The sequence below is a fragment of the Parafilimonas sp. genome (assembly GCF_047606085.1).
GTDB lineage: Bacteria > Bacteroidota > Bacteroidia > Chitinophagales > Chitinophagaceae > Parafilimonas.
The window spans coordinates 1-21,748 of the sequence record NZ_JASGEX010000003.1 but is presented as its reverse complement, the minus strand read 5'-3'; the positions used below and the strand labels follow the sequence as shown (position 1 = coordinate 21,748).

Genomic DNA, 21,748 nt, shown 5'->3' with positions numbered 1-21,748 from the left:
AAACATCAAATTTGAAACGCCTGGCGCCGCTAATCTGACGGATCAACCACCACATATTTTATGGATTCTTTCCCGCCGGGTAAACCGCAGGAATAGGTAATATGCAATAACCCGTCCGGGCCCTGAAGCATGGAAGGATAGGAGAAGCTGCCTTCGCCTTTTGGCTTATTCTCCAGGCTCATCATTATTCTCCAGGTTTGGCCTTCATCCTGCGATTGATACAAAGCCAGCCTGTAACGTCCATCTGCTTCATCATTACCAATAAAAACCCATTTACCGTTTGCAAGTTTTGTTACCATTACACTGGCCGTGTTGGGAATATGTATTTTTTCTGCGGCAGACCAGGTTTCCCCGCCGTCTGCCGATTCGCTCACCTGCACCCGGTTGGGCGCATCCCCGTTATCGCGCATATACGCTACTATATTGCCATTGTTTTTTACCACGAGCGCGGGCTGCACATTTCCCCTTCCAACAATTGGCTTGCTGTTATGCCAGGTTTCACCGTCATCATCAGATATGGCTATCATGGAAAAATTAAAGCCATCTGAATACAGCGGCAGCAGGATGCGTTTATTACCGGCAAGCAAAGGGCATATACGGGTCATCCAGCCGATGACTGTTTTGCCTTTATCGGTGGCGGCTTCCTTAATCATATCATCATAAGCGGGCGCATAAGCTGACCATCCTGCATGGTTACCGGGCAATTGCCTGAATTTATTGTTTACCTCCTGGGAGAAACTGCTGTCCGGATGAAGGAAGATATTGCCCTGCCAGTTCCATACCGGGGCGCCCGGCTTACGGTAATCAACAGATGTTTTATAATTCAGAACAGCATATTCCCATTTATTGGCCAGTACGGTTATCCATACAAGAAACAGCTTGTTTTCGTGATTCAGGAAAAGCACTGGGTTGCAATCGGGCAGGTTATAGGTATCGGCCATTAAAAAAGGCTTGCTCCACCGGGTTTCGCCTTTGCACAACCGGGCGCCCATGATCTTTACGTCATCAGCCGTTCTTTCCCCGCTGCCCTCAAACCAAACTGTAAGATAATCACCGTTTGGCAAACAGGTTATGCAACTGGAATGGGTATGCAACTGCTGCAGGGGAAAAACCAGCATGCTATCCTTAACCGCCTGCGCCACGGCATGCACGGTAAGCATAGCTATCACTACAGATATACAGGATATTCTTTTTCGCATTTATACAGGTTATGAAATAATAGTATCATCAACATAAAACGCTTGAATAAATTTTCCTGGGTTTGCTCTTCATAAGAAGCTGTTTTAAATTTTTTTTCGCACGGAGAACACAGAGCCGGCAGAGGCGCTTCATTACGCTGTTTACTCCTTTGCTCTTGCGAAGAATCGCTAAATCCCTGCAGAGAATTAAATTTTCAAACAGTTTCTAAGAGAAAATTATAAACAATCAACCCTGTCAGGTTATACCTGACATTACAGAGGTTTTTTACCGCAGCCCTTCTTTTTCCAGGTATTGTATAACCTTAACCGGCTCGTTGGTTTGAAAAATATTGGCGCCGCCGGTTATATATTTTTGAAAAGCCGGCAGGTTGCTGCCTGTTAAAAGGTAATCATCCATATCGCCGAGCAGGTTTATCCAGGCAGAAGCCTTACCGGTATATATCAGGTTCAGCACACTGTCGTTATAGAAGCTTGTATCTATATGCACAACAGTGGGTTTAAAGAGCCTGATGGCAGAATCTGCCTGTGTATATGAATGCGCCCTGGGCATTAGCTTAAATGCCGCACCTGCGGTCCGCGTAATTTTTAAATTTTTATAGTCATCATCAAAAAACAACAGGTTGTCAGAATAACCCACCTCTTTAATTACATTGAGCACGTTATTCATTTTATCCGTTTTCAGATCAAGGTCGAGCACGATCTTTCCCTTTGCCGTTTCCAATGCTGCCTTTAATGTGGGAATGTGACAGGGTGTTATTGAACCGGCATGTTTCAGGTAAAATTTGCTCAGTTCATCCCAGGTAAAAGATTCCGCTTCTCCCCGGCCTGTGGTGGTGCGGTCAATTGTTTTATCGTGCATTAAAAACGGCACGCCATCCCTGCTTACGTGCACATCAATCTCCACAATATCCACGCCCGCTTCAATTCCCTGCTGAATGGCCTCTATTGAATTCTCCGGCGCCTGGTGATGCTCCCCCCGGTGCGCCGCCACCAAAATATGTTTCCGGTCTGGCGACGCAAGCCGGCTCAGCGTGGCAGAAAGATGGCCTTTATCCCTGTCGTCAACAAGGCCCAGCGTATCCATAACAAAAGCGCGGGTCATCTGGTCATACGTGCCGCCCCAGGGGCAGGGGTAAGTTACCGCTACAAAAAAAGCCCTGTACCCTTTTTGCGGAACGTCTTCGGCAACCGAAAAACTATCTGTGCCGGGCTTATAGGAAATATCCTTAAACAGCCATACATTATTTCTTATATCGGCATCATTCGAATTGGCTTCCCACAGCTTTACGCATAGGGCCTTATTATTGGTTGTTACGGTTACCTTCAGTTTATTATTTTCCCGGCTTGTTTTCCATGATAACGGATTATAGCTGCCACCATGAATGGTACAGGCAAAAAAAGCATCCAGGGCGTTAAAAGCCTGCTCCCCTGTGCCGAGGTTATGGGCAGCGTTTGGCACGTATTGCAGCAGGTTAATGCCCTTCAGGCTATCGTAATAATTCTTAACGTTGTCAATTACCCAGTAGGGGTCATTGCCCCCCATAAAGATCATTTTGGGCATGGTGAGGCGATCCCTGTAGCTGTAGGGATCAACCATAGCCAGTAATTTGCGCCCTTCTTCCGATGCAGACTGCTGCGGAATGCCAAGGTTAACATAATCCTGTATCTCAATGCTGTAATCTTTCCAGGTTTTAATCTGGTAGTCAAGGCTTATGGGCATGTTCAGCACATCTATCACCATGGGGGCAATGGCTTCCACGCGGGCATCGCCGGCGCCGGTAAGCCAGGTGGTCCAGCCCCGTTTTGAAAGGCCTGATACGACAAATTTTTCAACCCTGACAGCAGCATGCGAAGCAGTGAACTCCTGTACCGCCGTCATGGCTTTTACAGCGCTCTTTACCATGGGGAACAGCAATGGCAATGTATAATCGTGCGTTTGCTGAAACTTATGAAGCGTATAAGAAATGATCTGGTCTTCCACCAGGCCGCCAAACAAAGGCTCATTCGGCACCTGACGCACCATAGCTACACAGCTCTTATTATGCACCGCAATGCCTGACAGGTTTTGAATGATTTTATCGCTATCAGAGCTCCAGCGCGGAACGTCGTCTTTAATGGAACCGCCGCTGATGAATAACAAAGCATCTGCATGCTGAAGTTGTAACGGCACTATAATAATAAGCTCATGGTTCCATACAAGGTTTTGCCATTTCTGGGAAGTAAGCAACAGCCTGTAGCCGGTTGCTCTGGTTAACTTAAATGAATCTACGATTTTCCATTTGTATATGCTGTCTTTTATCCCGAGATAATGAAACAGCGCATTTTGCGGTGTAACATTATTTTGAGCTTTTACTGAAACTATCCCAAACCAGGCAAACAGCAAACAGGATACTAACTTTATTTTTCTTATCATTTCCCCCCTGAATCGTTATGTGTATTTAAAATTAAAAACAAACTTGTTTATCACATGCGTGGTCTGCATACATTCCACATCAGTACGGCTCGCCGGTGCCCTGCAGCAACCAGAACTTAGACCAGGCGCTATTACTGCCATCAGACTCGGAATAACTTGTAGTTTCCAGGTCATCCATAGCAGCCTGAACATTGGTTGCATTGAGGCTTTGTTCATCAGATGAATAATAAAAACGCAAAGGCATTGCACTGCGTATGGCCGCCTCGCCCACCGTAAATGCAGGATAACCCGTTCTCCTGTAATCGAACCAGGCTTCTGCAGCCGCCGTCCAGGTGGCAATCCATTTTTGCGTTATAATTTGTTCCACCGTACCATCAAAAGCCACATTGGCGCCTGCTATATAATCATCATAATCATCATCAACGCCCCAGGCAACCAATGATTGCTTAATGCCGTTATCATAATAGCTCTCCGCCGTTCCGTCCACGCTCCAGCCATCTGCTGCTGCCTCAGCCAGGATAAAATTAACTTCGGCGGCGGATAATAACCTTGCCTTGAGCAAATCTCCTGAAGCTTCGGTGTAAATATCATTCAGAAATGATACATGCGGGTTATAGCTTGTTTGCCCCGGGGTGGGATTGAGGTTATAACTGGAAGGCACGCTGGAATAAGCCGGCGGAATGCCTACATAATTCTGGTCTGTATCAATATCAACGCCTTCCACCACGTCCGGCGCCAGGTAACGCTTTCCGTCTATGATCGTGTCGGTGCCGGCTGCCAGCGATGCATCCACCACCAGGGGTATCTGCACTTTATTTGCCCATACAGCCAGCCTCGGGTCGTCGCGCAGCTCCAATGCATCTACGAGCGTAGAGCACATTTTTATGCGCCTGTAGTAGGAACCTGAAGCGTCATAATTCACAGAATTATACGGCCATGAATCATCGGAGGTGGAACCCACATAAGGCATGGCTGCATCTTCGCTTTCGTCTGTAATAATCGGATAGGTATCAGGATCATTGGCTATTTTTTCAACGCCGGCCTGCGCCACGGCCGGTTCTTTGGCAGATAAGCGCATGTAATATCTCAGGGCCAGCGAATTGGCAAATCTTCTCCAGCCGTCGGGGTCGCCCCCATAATACAAATCGGCATCAGCATCTATGCCCGAATATTCTGATGCGGAGAGCGAGAGCAGGGTATTGGCAGAATCAAGATCGCTTAATATGCCCAGGTAAATATCTTCCTGGGAATCATATTTGGGCGTTAAGTAAGCAGAGTCGCCTTCATCTCCCCGGAGCGCGTCTGAATAAGGCGCAGCGCCCCACAAATCGGCAATAAGGCCAAACATAAAGCTTTTCATTACCAGGCCCACGCCAATATGAAATTGCATATCATTGGCTGCAGCCCTTTCAAGCAAAAGCTTATTGTTGCGTAGGATAGCATAATAGTCAGACCAGCTTTGGCTGTTATCCCAATCGTAGTCGTTATGCGAAGTAAACCAGGCATCTTTTTGCGTATGCTGCACCACGCCGGCAAGATCCTGGTAGCCGATATCATTGTACAATTTTGCCGCCTCGCTTAACACGGTGGGCATGATAAGGTTTGGATTTACCTGGTCTTCCTGTACGCCATTAGGGTTGATGTTTACATCATCTAATTTTTTACAGGAAACAAACAAACCTGCCAGCAAGATAAAGACAGAGATATTATATATTAACTGTTTCATAAAATGTTTTAATATTTTAAAATCCGATATTAAGCTTGATGCCTACAGGCAGGGACCACGGAGTTACATTGTAGCGCTCTATGCCTTGCTCAAAGGAGCTGCCGGTGGGCTGAAAGGCACGCTCGGGGTCAATGCCCACACCTGCTTTTGTCCATAAAATAATATTGCGGCTGTATATGGATACATTGGCAGATGACAAACCAAGCTTTTTTACAAAAGGCTGGGGCAGGTTATAACCCACAGATATTTCGCGGAGCTTGATAAAATCGGCGTCAAATAAGGCAGCCTGTGTAAAATCCCATGGATAGTCATCGCTCAGCGGAATGATCTGTGTGCCATCCTCTCCCAGGTTTTCGGTATAGCCGGTTATATTACCACTTGCATCATACTGGGCTATAACACCAGGGTTAAACACGCCAAAATATACATCCGTTCCGCTCACGTCATACGCATAACCGCCGCTTTCTGCCGTAGGCCCGCCAACAATTGGGAAAAAATTACCTTTTGGTATTACCAGGTTGTTTTTTACAAGATAATTGCGAAGCGTTGTACCGGTTTTACCATTGGGATTGATCAACTGGTCGTAGAAGCGCGCCGTTTTCATATCTGATTCATAGTAATGATATGTTTGCGAAACGAATTGCCCGCCTTTGCGCCAGTCAATAGAAAAGCTCAATGTAAAGTTCTTATACGAAAGGCTTGACTGCAGGCCCATGGTAAAGTCGGGGTTAAAATCGCCTATCTTCTGCGGTTCACTGCTTATTGATTCGCTTTGCAGGTATCCGTCATCATCCAGAATGGGATAACCATAATATGCAGAAGTTTTATCTGTAACGGTAACCAGCGTTGGCCCGTAAATACTGCCTATATCATCGCCCACATAAGCCCTGGCTGCACCCTTTGCATCCGTCCATAACTGGTAGTATTCCACACCATCAGCAAGCTCATTTACCTTCGTGCGGTTTCTTGACCAGTTAAAGTTCAGGTCCCAGTTCCACTTATCTGTTTTAACGGGGGTAAAGCCTAAGCTTAATTCAATGCCCCGGCTGGTAAGCAAGCCGGCATTCACATTTTTAGCCGTATATCCGCTTGAACTGGGCAAACCTATTGAAATAATCTGGTTCCTGTTTTCCATACGGTAATAGGTGCCGGAAAAACGCAGGCGATGCTTAAACATTTCCAGGTCAATACCGCCTTCATAAGAAGTAAGGCTTTCCGGTTTTAAATTGGGAGACAGCAAAGTGCCGGAAGTAGTGAGGCGGGTTGCATCGTCCCAGTCGCCGGCATTAGATAATACATTTTGCAGTTTGTATGGGTCTGTATCGTTACCTGCTTTTGCCCAGCCCAGCCTTAATTTAAACATATCAATTTGCCGGGTCATTTGGAAAATATCATTCAGCAGCATGCTTAAGGAAGCGGAGGGATAGAAGTAAGAGCGGTTAGAAGCCGGCAATGTGCTCGACCAGTCGTTGCGCCCCGTAACATCCAGGTAAACCATGTTCTTATATCCCACATTCAGCAGGGCATATACACTGTTCACTTCTTTTTGAGACAGGTAACTGCTGTAAACTATGCTGGTCTGGGATATGTTGGATAAAGTGTAAAGGTTAGGCAGCGTGAGGCCTACCCCGCTTGTGGTGGAGTTCTTTGTATAATTATAGCGGTTATACCTTACGTTGCCACCTCCAGACAAAGTGAAATCGAAATCGCTCACCCGTTTTTTGTAGGTGATCAAAAAGTCAGCATTCCTTTCCAGGTTGTTTATTTTTGTAATGCCGTAAGCGCCATATACATCATTTGTATAACTGTATGGTATTTTGGTTTCGCGGTTATCGTAGTTAATATCCAGCGAATAACGGCCCATTATGCTTAATGCAGGCGTTATCTGCCAGTCTGCCCGCAGGTTGCCAAACACACGGTCGCGTATAAACGCATTATCCACGGCATAAGCAAGAAAGTAGGGATTGTTATACTCGTCTTCATCCTGGGATAATTGCTGGATGCCTTCCTGGCCCGATTCCCAATAGTTTTGCAGGTCGAGGATATTGATGTGGGGCGATACAGCATAAGCCCACTGCAAAGGATTGGTACCGCGGTCGCCGGCCGGCCGGTTATTTGAGTTGTTCCGGCTCAGGTTAACCACTGTGCTTATTTTGAATTTATCGCTCAGCTTAAGGGCTGAGTTGAAGTTAAGCGAATTCCTGTACAGGTCGGAGCCGGGGATAATGCCCCTGTTTGACATATTTGAATACGACAGGCGGTAATTGGCCTTGGCGCTGCTATTGACCACCGATATATCATTGATGCTGGTTATGCCGGTTTGCACAAAATTTTTGATGTTATCCTTATACGATACCAGCGGGGTGGCGGTATAATTGCCATCGTCATCCACGGGGCTGTTCCATTGTATGGCATCATAGCCCTTATCCAGTTCCGGGCCCAGGCCGCCTGAAGAGCCTTCGTCAATGGTTATAACGCCTCCCGGGGCAGTGTCCGGCGTGTAAGGGATAACGCCCGTAGCAAACCTTTTTTGCATGGGCAGAAATTTATAAGGTGTTTCAAAAACAGTATTGGAACTAAACTCCACCTTCATTTTATCCAGGCCTGTACCGGTTTTGGTTGTAATCAATACTACGCCATTGCCCGCCCTGGAGCCATACAAAGCCGCAGCGCTCGGGCCTTTCAGAATAGAGATGCTCTCTATGTCATCCGGGTTAAGGTTTGATATGGAATTGCCATAATCAACCTTGTTTTGATTGCCTATTTCTCCTCCATTATTCAAAGTATTGGAAATAGGCACGCCGTCAACCACAAACAAAGGCTGGTTATCGCTGCTTAAAGACTTAGCGCCCCTGATGACCATGCTTACAGAAGATCCGGGATCGCCGGTATTATTTATCACCACACCGGGCACCTTGCCACTTATGGCGCTCAGCACATTCTCCTGCGCCACTTTATTAATATCATCGCTTTTCAGTTCCCCCACTGAATAGCCCAATGACCGTTTTTCCCGCTTAATGCCCAATGCCGTTACCACCACATTATCCAGCTCTTTCGACAGCTCTTCCAGCAATACCTGCCCGTTTGCTTCCGATGCCGGCACTTCTTTCTGGGTAAAGCCCACTATAGAAAAAACAAGAACAGCTTTGTTGTTGGGCACTGCGATGGTGAAGGCACCATCATTGTCGGATAATGTGGCCCGGTTTGTGCCCTTTACCGTAATTGTTACCCCTTCGAGGGGGTGCTTATCTGAAGCTGCTAATACTTTACCGCGCAAAGTATCTGTTTTGTTAAATACGCCTACAGGCGTATGAGGGCTCACATTTTTCCCGAACACAGCTTCCCGGCTCATAAATAAAAACAGGAAAAAGAAGCAGGCAAGGTAACCTGGTTGCACCGATAGTTTTTGTTCCATTAGTTTTGTTTCTTTAGTTTAATGGTATAATTGCTTAACTGGTTATTTAAGTGTATATTTGGTCTTCTCCGCATCAGTTTTGCTTCACAATTGACAGTACAATAATAGTTTTACCCTTACACTTGCATTACGCATTTTGCGATTATTAAACCTCAATTTGCGTCAAAGTTTTATGCGCGGTTCAGCCTCCCAAAAAGCTTTATACATAATGGGCTATAAGATACATCCTGTTAAGAAGGCAGCAGGACTGATGCGTAATGCAGCAGCCGGCCCCTTTAAACTTTATGGGCCAAAAAGATTAAAAATTCACCAGGAGATAATATCAGACACTATACTCCCGGACGTTTCATACATAAATTTGGAGTATATTGCTATTCTTTTTATTTTTTACCAAAGATGGAGTTCAAGGTATTACTGCTGCTTGATTTTTCTGAGGAATATAGCAAAAGTTTGCTGAAGGGCCTGAAGGCCTATGCAAAAGATTCTGCAGACAGGTGGGTGTTCTGTTCCATGCCCTTATATCACAGGGAAACCATAGGCATGTCCGGCATATTGAAATGGGCCGGCAACTGGGGCGCAAATGGCATTATAGGCCAGTTGTATAATAATCCTTCAGACGTGGATAAGCTGCTTAGCTCGGGCATACCGGTAATAGCCCAGGATTTTAAAGAACGTTTTGACCTGGTAACGAATATTACAGGCAGCTATTTTAAAACAGGGGAAATGGCTGCAGATTATTTTATTAAAAAAGGGTTCTGCCATTTTGGGTTTTATGGGTTTGAAAATATAGTGTGGTCAAGGGAAAGAGCTGAAGGCTTTGAAAGCAGGCTGCATGAATTTGGTTATTCCGTGCATTATTTTACAGATAATAAAGAACCCTCTGAAGACTTTTGGTTTTACAAGCCTGTTGCGCTTTATGCATGGCTGCGCTCCCTGCCCAAACCCATCTCTATACTGGCCTGCGACGACCGGCTGGCCCAGCATATTACAGAGGGTTGCCGTTTTCTTAATATCCGCGTTCCTGAAGATGTTTCCGTATTAGGGGTTGATAATGATGATATGATCTGCGCCTTGTCCGATCCGCCCTTATCGAGCATTGCCCTGAATGTAGAGCGTGGCGGTTACGATACAGCAAAAACGATGGAGAAAATGATCGTAAACGGCATTAATAAAACAGATGATATATATGTTGATCCCGTTAGGGTAGTTACCCGCCAGTCCACCGATATATATGCCACGAGCGATGCACTTATAACCACCTCTCTTAAATATATACATGATAATATTGACAAAAAAATGCAGGTCAGGGACGTGATGAAACAAGTGCCGCTCTCCCGCCGGGTTTTTGAAAAGCGCTTCCTCGAAAGCACCGGCCAAACCATCTATAAATATATTACCACGCTGCGGATGGAAAAGTTTGCCGAAAATATTGTTCAAACCAATTGTTCCATTAACCAGATAGCCCTGGAACTTGGTTTTGAAGATACCAAAAATATCTCCCGCCAGTTTAAGCTTGTTTATGCATGCAGCCCCAACGAATTCAGGAAACGTTATACCATAAAACGGCATTCTTATTAAACCGGCAACGCTGTAAACTGCAATTGCAACTTATTCCACCACCTTCACCCATTTGCCTTTTTCGCCAATCGGCACCCTGCTTTATAGAATCAATGTCAATTGATCATAACGCTGTCTTCCGGCATGCGGTATTTTAAAACAAAAGCCGCTATGCCCATCTTATTAAATTCTTTCGCCACAGCAAACCCTTCTTTTACAATTGATGTGATCCAGTAGCCGCCGCCCGGGCAAATAACTACGGCTGTGCCTGTTGCCATTTTTTTATCAGGTAAAAAAATCGTGAGTGTAGGCTGAGATGTATAGTGTACCAGTGTATCGCTGCCATTGTTAACAGGCTGCCACCATTCTTTGGTGCCATAAGGTTTGCTGTTGGGTACAGCGTCATCATATAAAGTAATGGTTTGTTGCGCATATAAAGCATGCATAGCAATTATGGAAATAAAAAAGATTAAAGCGAACCGTTTCATGTGTGGCAATTATTCAGTTTTATGCAAATAAATCAATTTTTAGCTTGCCAGCCATCAGGCGTTTTTTCAAGCAGGATGATATTTGATGCCTGGCTTTCATTGTTCTCACGGTCAACACTGGTAACGGCCATATAACAATTATGCCAGTCCTTGGGTATATTAATAGCCTGAAGTACAAATTCAAACTTCAGCGAGGCATCTGCAGGGATTATAATTACAGGATGCCCGGTGAGGCCTGCCGGTGTTTGCAACAAATACACTACAAAATTTTTTATGGGCTCCGTTTCTCCTTTGTTAATACCATCGCCCGAAACAGTTATCTGCTGGTTAATGGCGCTGTTGCCCAGGTCTATTTTAGTGATATGCGGAGGTTGCGGCGCTATGGTATCAATCCAATCCATAGGTGCAATTAATGCAGGCATCCTGTAATAATTAAACTGAAGGCTGTCTTCCCATCCATTGGGATTATATAACAGGAATTTACTGCTATAAAAAATGCTCCCGTTTACATGAGCGTCATCCCGCAGCATTTTTATTTCATCAGGCAATTCATTCGGGTTGCGCCATGCCGCTGTTGGTCTTTCAATGGCCCGGTAAACGCCGTGGCCAATATACAACTGTCTGCCATAGCTGTTTTCACTCCACCAGTTAAGCAAGGTTTCATAATCGCAAAGGCGGTGGCCTATCTCCCAATACAATTGTGGCGCCACATAATCTATCCATCCTTCTTTCAGCCATAATAAAACATCGGCATACAGATCATCATAACAGGTTTGCCCGGCCCTTGTATCGCTGCCCCTAGCATCAGCCGAACTGTTGCGCCATACACCAAACGGGCTGATGCCAAACTTTACAAACGGCTTATACACCAGCACCGCATCATGGATCATTTTTACAATGCTGTCGCAGTTGCTGCGGCGCCAGTCTGCTTTGCTCAATCCTTTATTTCTTGCGTATTTAAGATAAGCGGCGTTGTCAGGAAAATCTTTGCCGGGTATTTTATAGGGATAGAAATAATCATCCAGGTGTATGGCATCCACATCGTAACGCTTCAGAATGTCTATCACTACACTGGTCACATACTTCATGGCTTCCGGAATGCCTGGGTTGAAATACCGTTTATCGCCATACCATACAAACCATTCCGGGTGCCGTTTTGTAATATGATTGGGCGCCAGGAATGTTGACGGGCTCATCACAGCCCGGTAAGGGTTCAGCCATGCATGAAATTCCATGCCCCGCTTATGGGTTTCTTCTATCATGAAAGCAAGCGGGTCGTAATAAGGCGAAGGCGCCATGCCCTGCCTGCCGGTTAAATATTCACTCCAGGGCTCATATTGGGAAGCATACAATGCATCGGCCGAAGGCCGTATCTGAACGATCACGGCATTCATGCCGTTTTTTTCCTGTTCATTGAGGATGCTGATGAATTCCTGCTTCTGCTGTTCAGTAGTAAGGTTTTTGCAGCTGGGCCAGTCAATATTTGCAACAGAAGCGATCCATACCGCACGAAATTCATATTTGGGCTGACAACCGGCAGATGAAAGATGAAAGAAAAATAGGATTAATACGCAACAAAAGAATCGCATCATCAAACGAAGATAGAGTTTGAGCTGCTTTTGTTTAATGATAGCAGGAATTTTAAACCTGAATTATAAGATGCCTGCAGTTCATATTGATAAAGCCGGGAAAAATCAGTTCAGTTTTATCCGCATGTCATACACAAAATCTTTTATCTCCACAACTTTGAAATCCCCGCTGTCGGCATGCCTTGGGTTCAGCAAGTAATTAAATTCTTCGTGAATAACGGTTGAGGGGATTTTTATTACCGGGGCTTTTGCAGCGCTTAAAAGTTTAGTGCCGAATTTTTTGGTTGAAGAAGGGGCCGGAATACTTTTCCAGTCGCCGGGCAACTCTTCTTCCTTTACAATAAGCATGTTTTTGCCGGGTATTTCAAGTGTAATGATGCTTAATGCCCTTGGCACATCATCAATATTTATGTTCACCGTATATTCCAGTAATGCCAATGCCCTGCTTTCTGAAGTATAAATACAGGGCGTAAGTTTATTATTCCATCGTCCTCCAAATAATCTTGCCCCCTCTCCCGTCAGGTCGTTTGCAAATTTTGCTCTGCTGATTCTATATACAAGCATACAGCAATTAAGAATAAACACCGTACTCAATGCGGCCAATAACATTCTTTACTTCATCCCTTCCAAACTGGCTGCCAATTAATTCAAAGGGCGTTTTGCCGCCCAGCGCCTGGTTTGGCCTGAACATCCAGGTATTAAACCTTTCTTCGTTTTCAAAAACGTCATAACCATAAGAGTAAATATCGGCAAGGCCAAAAATGCGCTCACTTAAACCGGCATTAAATTTTTCCTGTTTTTTTTTATTGATTAATGTAGCCCTTGTAACCGATAAGGCCCTGGCAAGCTTATCGTAATCCATGCTTGTTTTTTCCTTTAATTTTTGAAGATCTTCTTTGCTTATGCCGTTTTCTACAGCAGCCATTTTTTCAAAATTGGTCATTTGGCTTTCAGGTTTTTGATTAAAAGAAAGAATGGAAGAAAAGCCTTTTAAACCATTGCTATTTTTTCTAACCATGTATATAGCTTCACTTTCCTGAACCATGGCTGGTGATGATTTTTGGTTTTTGCACTTTCCTGTTTTTTTATTTCGCATAGTATAAAATTTATCTTTACACAATATAAAATTATACATTCTATATTGAAAATGCAAATTTTTTTAAACTTTTTTTTGTTATTAAAGCAGCAAAAATTGCACTGAGCGTGTGTAATTAAAGTATTGCTTATTTGCCGCTTCTGAGGAATGCAACCAATGCTTTCCGGTGCCAGGAAATTGTTATTGCCACAGGCATAAAAAAAATCTTAAAAATATTGCCCTTAGATAATTCAAATGGCTTGTTTTGTCACCAGGATCTTTCGAAGAAAACAGCAACAAACCACACAATCAGGCATATACAAAAAGAAACGCCCGCCTGTTTCAGAAAGGATAGTTTGCTGTACCGGTTATTAAGTTGTTTTAGCATTGTGATGAATTGAATTAAAATTAAGGAATCCGGCCGGCTTCTTTAATTCAAAGAATGCAAAAAAAGCATTCCTTCAATCCGCGTATATTTGCCGCCCGGTTTTGGTGCCTGAGCAGCAAACTAAAGATGCCATAAATATCAAAGCCGGGGTCTAAAAAATCACTCATAAAAAAGTAGTCCCCCTTTAGGGGATAGGGGCTTATGTATCGTACACATACCTGCGGGGAACTGAGAATTGAAAATGCCGGTAAAACCGTTACGCTGGCCGGCTGGGTGCAAACTGTTCGTAAATTTGGCGCTATAACTTTTGTTGATCTGCGCGATCGCTATGGCATTACGCAGTTGTTATTTGGTGAGGCCCTGAATGCACAACTGGAAGCAAGCCCGCTGGGCCGTGAATTTGTATTGCAGGCAAAGGGAAAAGTTTCCGAACGCAGCAATAAAAATAAAAATATTCCTACCGGCGATGTGGAGATCGTTGTAAATGAATTTAAGATATTGAATAAATCGGCAGTGCCGCCTTTTACTATTCAGGATGACACCGATGGCGGCGACGACCTAAGAATGAAGTACCGTTATCTTGACCTACGCCGCAATGCGGTTAAGAAAAATCTCGAACTGCGTTATGCCATAAACCGCAGCGCCAGGAACTACTTGCACGAAAACGGCTTTTACGATATTGAAACGCCATTCTTAATAAAATCAACGCCCGAAGGAGCAAGGGATTTTGTGGTGCCAAGCCGTATGAACGCCGGCGAATTTTATGCACTGCCGCAAAGCCCGCAAACATTTAAACAGTTATTAATGGTAAGCGGTTACGACCGTTACTATCAGATCGTAAAATGTTTTCGCGATGAAGATTTGCGCGCCGACCGCCAGCCCGAGTTTACACAAATTGACTGCGAAATGGCCTTTGTAGAGCAGGAAGATATTTTAACCATGTTTGAAGGCCTGGTAAAACGCATTTTTAAAGATGTGAAAGGCATTGATTATACCGATGCCGTTGAGCGCATTACCTGGGAAGATGCCATGTGGAATTACGGAAACGACAAGCCAGACATAAGGTTTGAAATGAAAATTGCAAACCTGAAATTTCCATCACACGTTTTCCCTTCTAAAATAGCTTTCCTTCAGAATTCCCCTTTAGGCGCTGGGAGCGATTCTGGCTTTGTTGTATTTGACAGCGCCGAAACCGTTGTGGCCATTGCAATGCCCGGGTGCAGCGAATATACCCGCAAGCAAACCGATGAGTTAGCCGAATGGGTAAAACGCCCGCAAATAGGCATGAAAGGTCTGGCTTTTATAAAATGTCTGCCTGCTGAAGAGTCGGGCAATACCGATGGCAGTTATAAAAGCAGTATGGATAAGTTTTATGATGGGAAGAGATTAAAAGCTATTGCTGAGGCAACAGGCGCCAAAGCCGGCGACCTTGTTTTAATTCTTGCAGGCAATGAAGAACGCACCCGCAAAGCCATAAGCGAACTACGCCTGGAAATGGCCAAACGGTTGAACCTGCGCAAAGACAATGAGTTTAAACTGCTTTGGGTGCTCGATTTTCCATTGTTTGAATATGATGAAGAAGGCAATCGCTGGGTGGCGAGGCACCATCCTTTTACCTCGCCGAAGCCGCAGGATATTGAAGTAATGATCAACAATAATCCTGCTATTGAAGATGCAGCCAAATACCTGGAGCACCCTTATGCCGGCATTAAAGCCAATGCCTATGACATTGTTTTAAATGGCAATGAAATTGGCGGCGGTTCTATACGGATTTTTCAAAAAGAACTGCAGGAAAAAATGTTTGCCGCGCTTGGCATGAACAAAGAAGAAGCATTGCATAAGTTTGGCTTTTTATTAGGCGCTTTTGAATACGGCGCCCCGCCGCATGGCGGTATTGCTTTTGGCCTCGACAGGCTTTGCGCTATCCTCGGCGAAAGTGAAAGCATCAGGGACTTTATTGCCTTCCCCAAAAACAATTCCGGCAGGGATGTAATGCTCGATGCACCTTCTGCCATTGACGGCAAACAACTGGAAGAATTGCAGATAAAACTTGATGTAAAAGTGTAAGGTCATAGTGTATAACATTACACTTATATTACCTTCTGTTTATTAATTTTAAATAATAAGCAGGAGGTATCTTTTTTAGTACGATATTTATAGCATGATAATCTTTTATGCGAGCGCTGGTAAATAGCAAAGCAGCCCCGTTTATTTTCTGTGTTTTCGCCTATACGAGGCTTTATTAATATCCCACGGCATTATTTTCCTAACCAATAAAAAAGCAATTATGCCTGAAACATTTTTCAAAACCGTAAAGTCTGCTATTAAAAACTGGTGGGTTCATTTATTAATTGGCATCCTCTTTATTATTATGGGAATTTGGGTTATATCAACACCAGTGTCGAGTTATATCAGCCTCAGCATTTTTTTCAGCGTGCTCATGTTCATATCAGGCTTATTTGAACTGGTATTTGCTATAGCCAATGCTAAAAACATTGATGGCTGGGGCTGGTACCTCACTGCTGCAGCCATAGATTTTATTGTCGGTATTATTCTTATCAGTTATCCCAGCGTTACCATTACCATATTGCCTTTTTTTGTAGCGTTCTGGATAATGTTCAAGGGGATTTCAGCCATTGGTGTTTCTATTGAAATGAAAAGCTATAATGTAAGCTCCTGGGGCTGGATGTTATTCATGGGTATCGTAGCTATTATATTCGCCATTATGATAATTGATAACCCGCTTATTGGCGGCTTAAGTATCGTGTATTTAACAGCATTGGCATTCTTCTGCATTGGTATCTTCAGAATAACGCTCGGGCTTAAACTAAGAAGTTTGCACAAACGCCTGCAGGAATAGCACCAACTATCGCTGGCGTTTAATCGAAACAAGCAGCATATCTTGCAATGATCAGTAATACAAACTATTTCACAGGATAGGCGACATTTCTCGCTTTATTTTCCTACTTTTGCGTATGCAAAATTTAGAAGTACTTATAGGCCAAAAGATAGATGGTCGCAAATTATCGCATGGGCAAAATGAATATATCCGTATTCAAGCGGTAAAGCAGGTTCGGATAGAAAATAAAAGCCCGGAGGAAGTGATTAAAACTTTTGGGCTGCACCGCGCTAACATTTATAAATGGCTTGCCAAATATGATGCTGGTGGCTTTGCATCATTAAAGAGTACGAAATCGAAAGGCCCACAACCAAAACTCAGCGGGAAACAGCAGCAAAAACTGGTTGGCTACCTGCTTAAAAACCCACTTCAATTAAAGTTTGAGTATGCACTATGGACAGTAGATATGATAGTTGAATTAATATCCTTAAAGTTCAATGTAAACTACTCGAATGTACAGGTTGGGCGATTACTGAAAAAGCTTGGATTGAGCAAACAACGCCCCGTTGAAAGAGCCTACCAGCAAGATCCTGTTAAAGTAGAGCAATGGTTGAACACAACGTACCCGGCAATTAAAAAAGAAGCCAAAAAGGAAAAACGTGATATCTACTTTGGCGATGAGGCAGGCTTTCACGCCACGGCTCAGTACGGCGCCACTTGGGCACCAGTAGGCGAAACCCCCATTATAAAGACCACCGGCAGAAGGCAGAAAGTAAATTGTATATCGGCCATCAGCAATCAGGGAAAGATGCGCTTCATGCTTTTTGAGGAAAAATTTACAGCACTGGTTTTTATTGATTTCCTGAAAAGACTATTGCACAAGCAAACGCAGCCTGTTACCCTTATCGTGGACGGGCATAGAACACATTTTACCAAAGCTGTGAAAGAATTTGTAAAAGCACAAAATGGGAAACTAAAAATATACGCCCTCCCTTCTTACTCACCTGAAAGAAACCCGGACGAGTTGGTCTGGAACAATGCCAAACAGAAAGTTGCAAAGAAGAAGCACACACCCACTAAAAAAACATTCAGAGAAACTGTAGAAGACACCATGAAAGAAATTCAAAGAAAAATAACACTTGTGAAAGCCTTTTTTAATGAACCAAATATCGCCTATCCTAAGGAATAGTTAGTAATAATAAACAGTTTGTTTATTTGCAGACAATTCAGATTATTGAATTGATTTACTTTTACCGCTTTAAATTAAAGTCATGTATAATTTACTAAAAGGAAAGAAAGGCATCATCTTCGGTGCATTGAATGAACAAAGTATTGCCTGGAAAACTGCGCAAGCCTGCTACCATGAAGGCGCTGAGCTTGTTTTAACCAATGCGCCTATTGCTTTGCGCATGGGCGAAATAAATAAGCTTTCTGCCGAATGCGGCAATGCGCCTGTAATTCCTGCCGATGTGGTAAATATGGATGACCTTAAAAAATTATTTGAAGAAAGCATGAAACATTTTGGCGGCGGTATTGATTTCATCCTGCACTCCATTGGCATGAGCCTCAATGTGCGCAAAGGAAAAGCTTATACAGAAATTGATTATAACTTCAACCAGAAAACACTGGATATTTCGGCCATGAGCCTGCACCGTGTTTTACGTACTGCGTGGGACCTGGATGCATTGAATGAAGGCGCCAGCGTAGTAGCGCTTACCTATATTGCGGCCCAGCGTGTATTTCCTGATTATAACGAAATGGCCGATGCCAAAGCCCTGCTCGAAAGCGTTACCCGCAGCTTTGGTTATTATTATGGCATGAAGAAAAAAGTGCGCATCAATACCGTGTCTCAATCGCCAACAAAAACCACGGCCGGCAGCGGCGTAAAAGGCTTTGATGGCTTTATGGCCTATGCCGAAAAAATGAGCCCGCTGGGCAATGCCTCTGCCGAAGACTGCGCCAACTACTGCACTTTGCTTTTCAGCGATTATGCAAAAATGGTAACCATGCAAAACCTGTTTCACGATGGCGGATTCAGCTTTACCGGCGTTACACAGCAGGTTATTGAACAAATGGGCAAATAATTTTGTACGCAGCTTTGTACATAGTGTAGAAATTTATTCCTGTTCATACAATCTTTCACAGGCTCTAAAGCGCTGTATTAAAGATAGCAGTCAATGGCATGGTATTTTATTTATTGTATGCATTGTTCATCAATAAAACTTAATAACGTGAGTTCGGGATAAGCTTAGATTGTTATTTCGACCTCATCCCAACCCTTCCCGAATGGTCGGGACAAGTCCTTCAAAGGAGAAGGGCAAGAAAAAAACATGGATTTTTTGCATGTTTTATGAGTTTTAGGGCGTCGGAAGTCCTCTCCTTTGGAGAGGATTTAGGTGAGGTCTGTCTGCAAGCTTTAAACATATCGCTTATCCCGAACTCACGTTCTTAAAGCAAATGCAAACCGTGCAATAGAAAACTTTTATTTATTCTTTCCGGGAGTTACCATTTTTCATGCAGTTGCGTTTTTTGCTTTGTTCATCATTACAGGGAAAAAAGATATTCTTTATTACAGTCTTTTTTATTTTTTGCTGCCGTTTATTACGATTCAGGCGAAACATTTCATTCTATTCTGCCCGTAAGCTTTTTACAGGATTTGCCATTGCGGCTTTTACTGCCTGCAAACAAATAAGTACGGTTGTAATAAAAATCATAATAACAAATACTGCTGCAAACGGGTAAATTCCAATATCAATGCGGTAAGCATAGTTATTAAGCCAAAGTTTCATTATTAAATAGGCAACAGGAAAAGCCGGTAAAGCGGCAAATGCAATCAGTATTACAATGTCGTTCACAAACAATGCAAGTATGTTTGGCACAGAAGCGCCCATTACTTTTCGTATGCCCATTTCTTTAGTGCGTTTGGCAATGCTTAAAGCAATAATGCCAATAGTGCCAAGCAATACAATTATAACTGCAAGCACAGTTGCTGCGTATGATGCATTTTTTAATTGCAGTTCTGATTGGTAAACCATCTGCAATGTTTCATCCATAAATGAAAAATCAAAAGGTTCATCCGGCACTAAAGCTGACCATTTTTTCTTAAGCGCCTCAATCGTATGCGGCACATTACCGGACTTAATTCTTACTGAAAGAAACCGGTAAACCTGGCCCTGATAGATATTAAAAAATGCCAGCGGCTTTATCGCGGCCTGTTTTGATTCAAAATGAAAATCTTTTATTACACCGCTTATTCTGTAATGCTTATTATCGTTTGCGTTTATCAGGATTTTGCCGATTGCTTCATTGGCAGAGCGCCAGCCTAAACTTTTTAATAATGTTTCATTGATTACTGTTAAAGAAGAATCGTATTCCACATCCAGGCCACTGAAAAACTTACCAGCCAGCAATGGTATCTTAAACGTTTCGGCATATGTATCATCACTTGCAATTCCATACGTTTCAACCGCTTCTTCCGAATCTTTGCCCTGTATGTATAGTTCGGACACATCGGAAACATTCCATCCGGGCACGGTATAACTTATTGATGCCTGCTCTACATCCGAAAGCGCAGCCAGGCTATTTCTTATAGTTTCCATTTGCCTTACACCTTCAACTGACCACCTGCGCGGCAGCTTAACATTTAAGACCTGTTCTTTGTCAAATCCCAAATCAGCATTCATGTTGTAAAAAACCTGTTTTGAAATAATTATTGCTGACGTAAAAACAACAATGGCAATAAAAAACTGGAAGCCAATGAGTATCTTTCTTAATAAAATATTTTCGTTTATGGTTGTAAATTTCCCTTTTACCGATTCCGTAATTTTTACGGAAGACAAAACTGCAGCAGGATAAATACCCGCTATTAATCCGGTTATAATTATAAATACAATTAACCCGCTTATAAAATAAAATGAAAAGGAAAATAAGGAAGGAATATGCTTGCCTGTAAAGCTGCTGAAAACAGGTTGCAGTAACCGGTAAATAAACAGTGAAAAACAAACAGCAATAAATACAATTGTAAGCGACTCCATAAGAAATTGCAGTACCAACTGCCTTTTTGCACCACCAAAAACCTTGCGCAAGCCTATTTCTTTCAACCTTGATGTTGAGTTGCCGATAGAAATATTTATGAAATTCACAACTGCCATAAGCAGTATAAGCAAGGCGGTTAAAGAAAGCGTATAAATCATCTTTCTTACAGTGCCATTATTTGCATTGAGGTAAGTTTCAGGTAATGGCAAAAAACGAATTTCTGTATTTGCCTGCGTGTCTGGCGAAGTATATAATTTCAAAACCTGTTGCACCGGCTTTATTAAATCGCCGGGAGTTACGCCCGTGTTTAATTGTATATATGAAATACGCCCTGTATTCCAATCCTGCAAATCGTCTGTTCCATATAAAGTTTTCAAGGCCGGCAAGGGAAGAAAAATTGAATTATTGGAAGAAGATTTGTCATTTGTCCGGGTAGCTGTTATAGAATTAGGCGGAAGGTTTTTTAGTACGCCGGTCACAATAAAATTCTGTTTAACGCCTTTATTGTTCTCAATCGTTAATATTTTACCGACAGCATTAGCGGTATTGAAAAATTTCAATGCCTTTTCTTCAGTAAGTACAACTGAATTTGGTTCTTTAAAAGCGGTGCCCTTATTGCCATACAGCAGTTGAAAGCCAAATATGCTGAGAAAGGTTGTATCGCCCATTTGAATATTATCCCAGAAATATTTATCGCCATTTGACAGGGCTGCATTTTTCCATAGCCAGCGATAGTAATTGGTTACAAGAGCGGGATATTCATTTTTTAGCGTGGCCGCAAGCGGGTTTGAAACATAAGATTCAAAATCTGCCTGGCCGTCTTTATATCTGCTTTGCAATAGAAAAATTCAATGACTATCCGTAATTTGGAAATAGCTAATTATATTAGTATTTTTGCCTAAAATAATTAGCTATGAATATGTCAGAATTTTTCAGCAGGTATGCCGATGAAGATAGCTGCCGCCGTTTTTTCAAGGAAAGGCGGGAACAAGGGGGTTTGGAATGTTCCTGTTGCGGTTCGTTG

Annotated in this window: 14 protein-coding genes; 5 read left to right on the top strand and 9 right to left on the bottom strand. The window is 43.2% G+C overall.

Annotation, left to right across the window (positions count from 1 at the left end; translation table 11 throughout):
• Window positions 1-29: 29 nt before the first annotated feature.
• The 4 genes from QM629_RS00565 to QM629_RS00550 form a co-directional block, all read right to left on the bottom strand.
• A complete protein-coding gene (locus QM629_RS00565) occupies window positions 30-1,199 on the bottom strand; it encodes a sialidase family protein (RefSeq protein ID WP_415156105.1) in 1,170 nt (389 codons plus the stop codon).
• 265 nt (window positions 1,200-1,464) lie between these two features.
• Entirely contained in the window at window positions 1,465-3,612 is a 2,148-nt protein-coding gene (locus tag QM629_RS00560) for a PhoPQ-activated protein PqaA family protein (RefSeq protein WP_415156103.1), read from the bottom strand.
• Between the two features lie 79 nt (window positions 3,613-3,691).
• Entirely contained in the window at window positions 3,692-5,338 is a 1,647-nt protein-coding gene (locus QM629_RS00555; protein ID WP_415156101.1) for a SusD/RagB family nutrient-binding outer membrane lipoprotein, read from the bottom strand.
• Window positions 5,339-5,354: 16 nt separating this feature from the next.
• Window positions 5,355-8,753: a SusC/RagA family TonB-linked outer membrane protein gene (locus QM629_RS00550; protein ID WP_415156099.1), complete on the bottom strand. Its 3,399-nt coding sequence runs from the start codon at window positions 8,751-8,753 to the stop codon at window positions 5,355-5,357.
• Between the two features lie 396 nt (window positions 8,754-9,149).
• On the opposite strand from QM629_RS00550, the gene QM629_RS00545 reads away from it, so the two are divergent.
• Complete coding sequence (locus tag QM629_RS00545; protein WP_415156097.1) at window positions 9,150-10,331, top strand: DNA-binding transcriptional regulator; 1,182 nt, start codon at window positions 9,150-9,152, stop codon at window positions 10,329-10,331.
• A gap of 95 nt (window positions 10,332-10,426) precedes the next feature.
• Here QM629_RS00545 and QM629_RS00540 read toward each other — a convergent pair whose 3' ends face one another.
• The 4 genes from QM629_RS00540 to QM629_RS00525 form a co-directional block, all read right to left on the bottom strand.
• A complete protein-coding gene (locus tag QM629_RS00540) occupies window positions 10,427-10,798 on the bottom strand; it encodes a hypothetical protein (RefSeq protein ID WP_415156095.1) in 372 nt (123 codons plus the stop codon).
• A gap of 32 nt (window positions 10,799-10,830) precedes the next feature.
• A complete protein-coding gene (locus tag QM629_RS00535; protein ID WP_415156093.1) occupies window positions 10,831-12,390 on the bottom strand; it encodes a glycoside hydrolase family 10 protein in 1,560 nt (519 codons plus the stop codon).
• A 102-nt stretch (window positions 12,391-12,492) separates the two neighbouring features.
• Complete coding sequence (locus QM629_RS00530; protein ID WP_415156091.1) at window positions 12,493-12,951, bottom strand: RES family NAD+ phosphorylase; 459 nt, start codon at window positions 12,949-12,951, stop codon at window positions 12,493-12,495.
• A gap of 7 nt (window positions 12,952-12,958) precedes the next feature.
• On the bottom strand, window positions 12,959-13,483 hold the full coding sequence (locus QM629_RS00525; RefSeq protein WP_415156089.1) for an antitoxin Xre/MbcA/ParS toxin-binding domain-containing protein: 525 nt from the start codon (window positions 13,481-13,483) through the stop codon (window positions 12,959-12,961).
• A gap of 568 nt (window positions 13,484-14,051) precedes the next feature.
• On the opposite strand from QM629_RS00525, the gene aspS reads away from it, so the two are divergent.
• The 4 genes from aspS to QM629_RS00505 all read left to right on the top strand — a co-directional run bounded on the left by aspS (window position 14,052) and on the right by QM629_RS00505 (window position 18,773).
• The gene (gene aspS, locus QM629_RS00520; RefSeq protein WP_415156087.1) at window positions 14,052-15,917 is read left to right on the top strand and encodes an aspartate--tRNA ligase; all 1,866 of its coding nucleotides are present in this window, start codon (window positions 14,052-14,054) and stop codon (window positions 15,915-15,917) included.
• 220 nt (window positions 15,918-16,137) lie between these two features.
• Window positions 16,138-16,710: an HdeD family acid-resistance protein gene (locus tag QM629_RS00515; protein WP_415156085.1), complete on the top strand. Its 573-nt coding sequence runs from the start codon at window positions 16,138-16,140 to the stop codon at window positions 16,708-16,710.
• 115 nt (window positions 16,711-16,825) lie between these two features.
• Entirely contained in the window at window positions 16,826-17,878 is a 1,053-nt protein-coding gene (locus QM629_RS00510; protein WP_415156083.1) for an IS630 family transposase, read from the top strand.
• Between the two features lie 82 nt (window positions 17,879-17,960).
• Window positions 17,961-18,773 (top strand): enoyl-ACP reductase, encoded by an 813-nt coding sequence (locus tag QM629_RS00505; protein ID WP_415156081.1) that lies wholly within the window; start codon window positions 17,961-17,963, stop codon window positions 18,771-18,773.
• A gap of 543 nt (window positions 18,774-19,316) precedes the next feature.
• Here the strand turns inward: QM629_RS00505 and QM629_RS00500 are convergent.
• Complete coding sequence (locus QM629_RS00500) at window positions 19,317-21,563, bottom strand: ABC transporter permease (RefSeq protein WP_415156079.1); 2,247 nt, start codon at window positions 21,561-21,563, stop codon at window positions 19,317-19,319.
• Window positions 21,564-21,748: the final 185 nt, after the last annotated feature.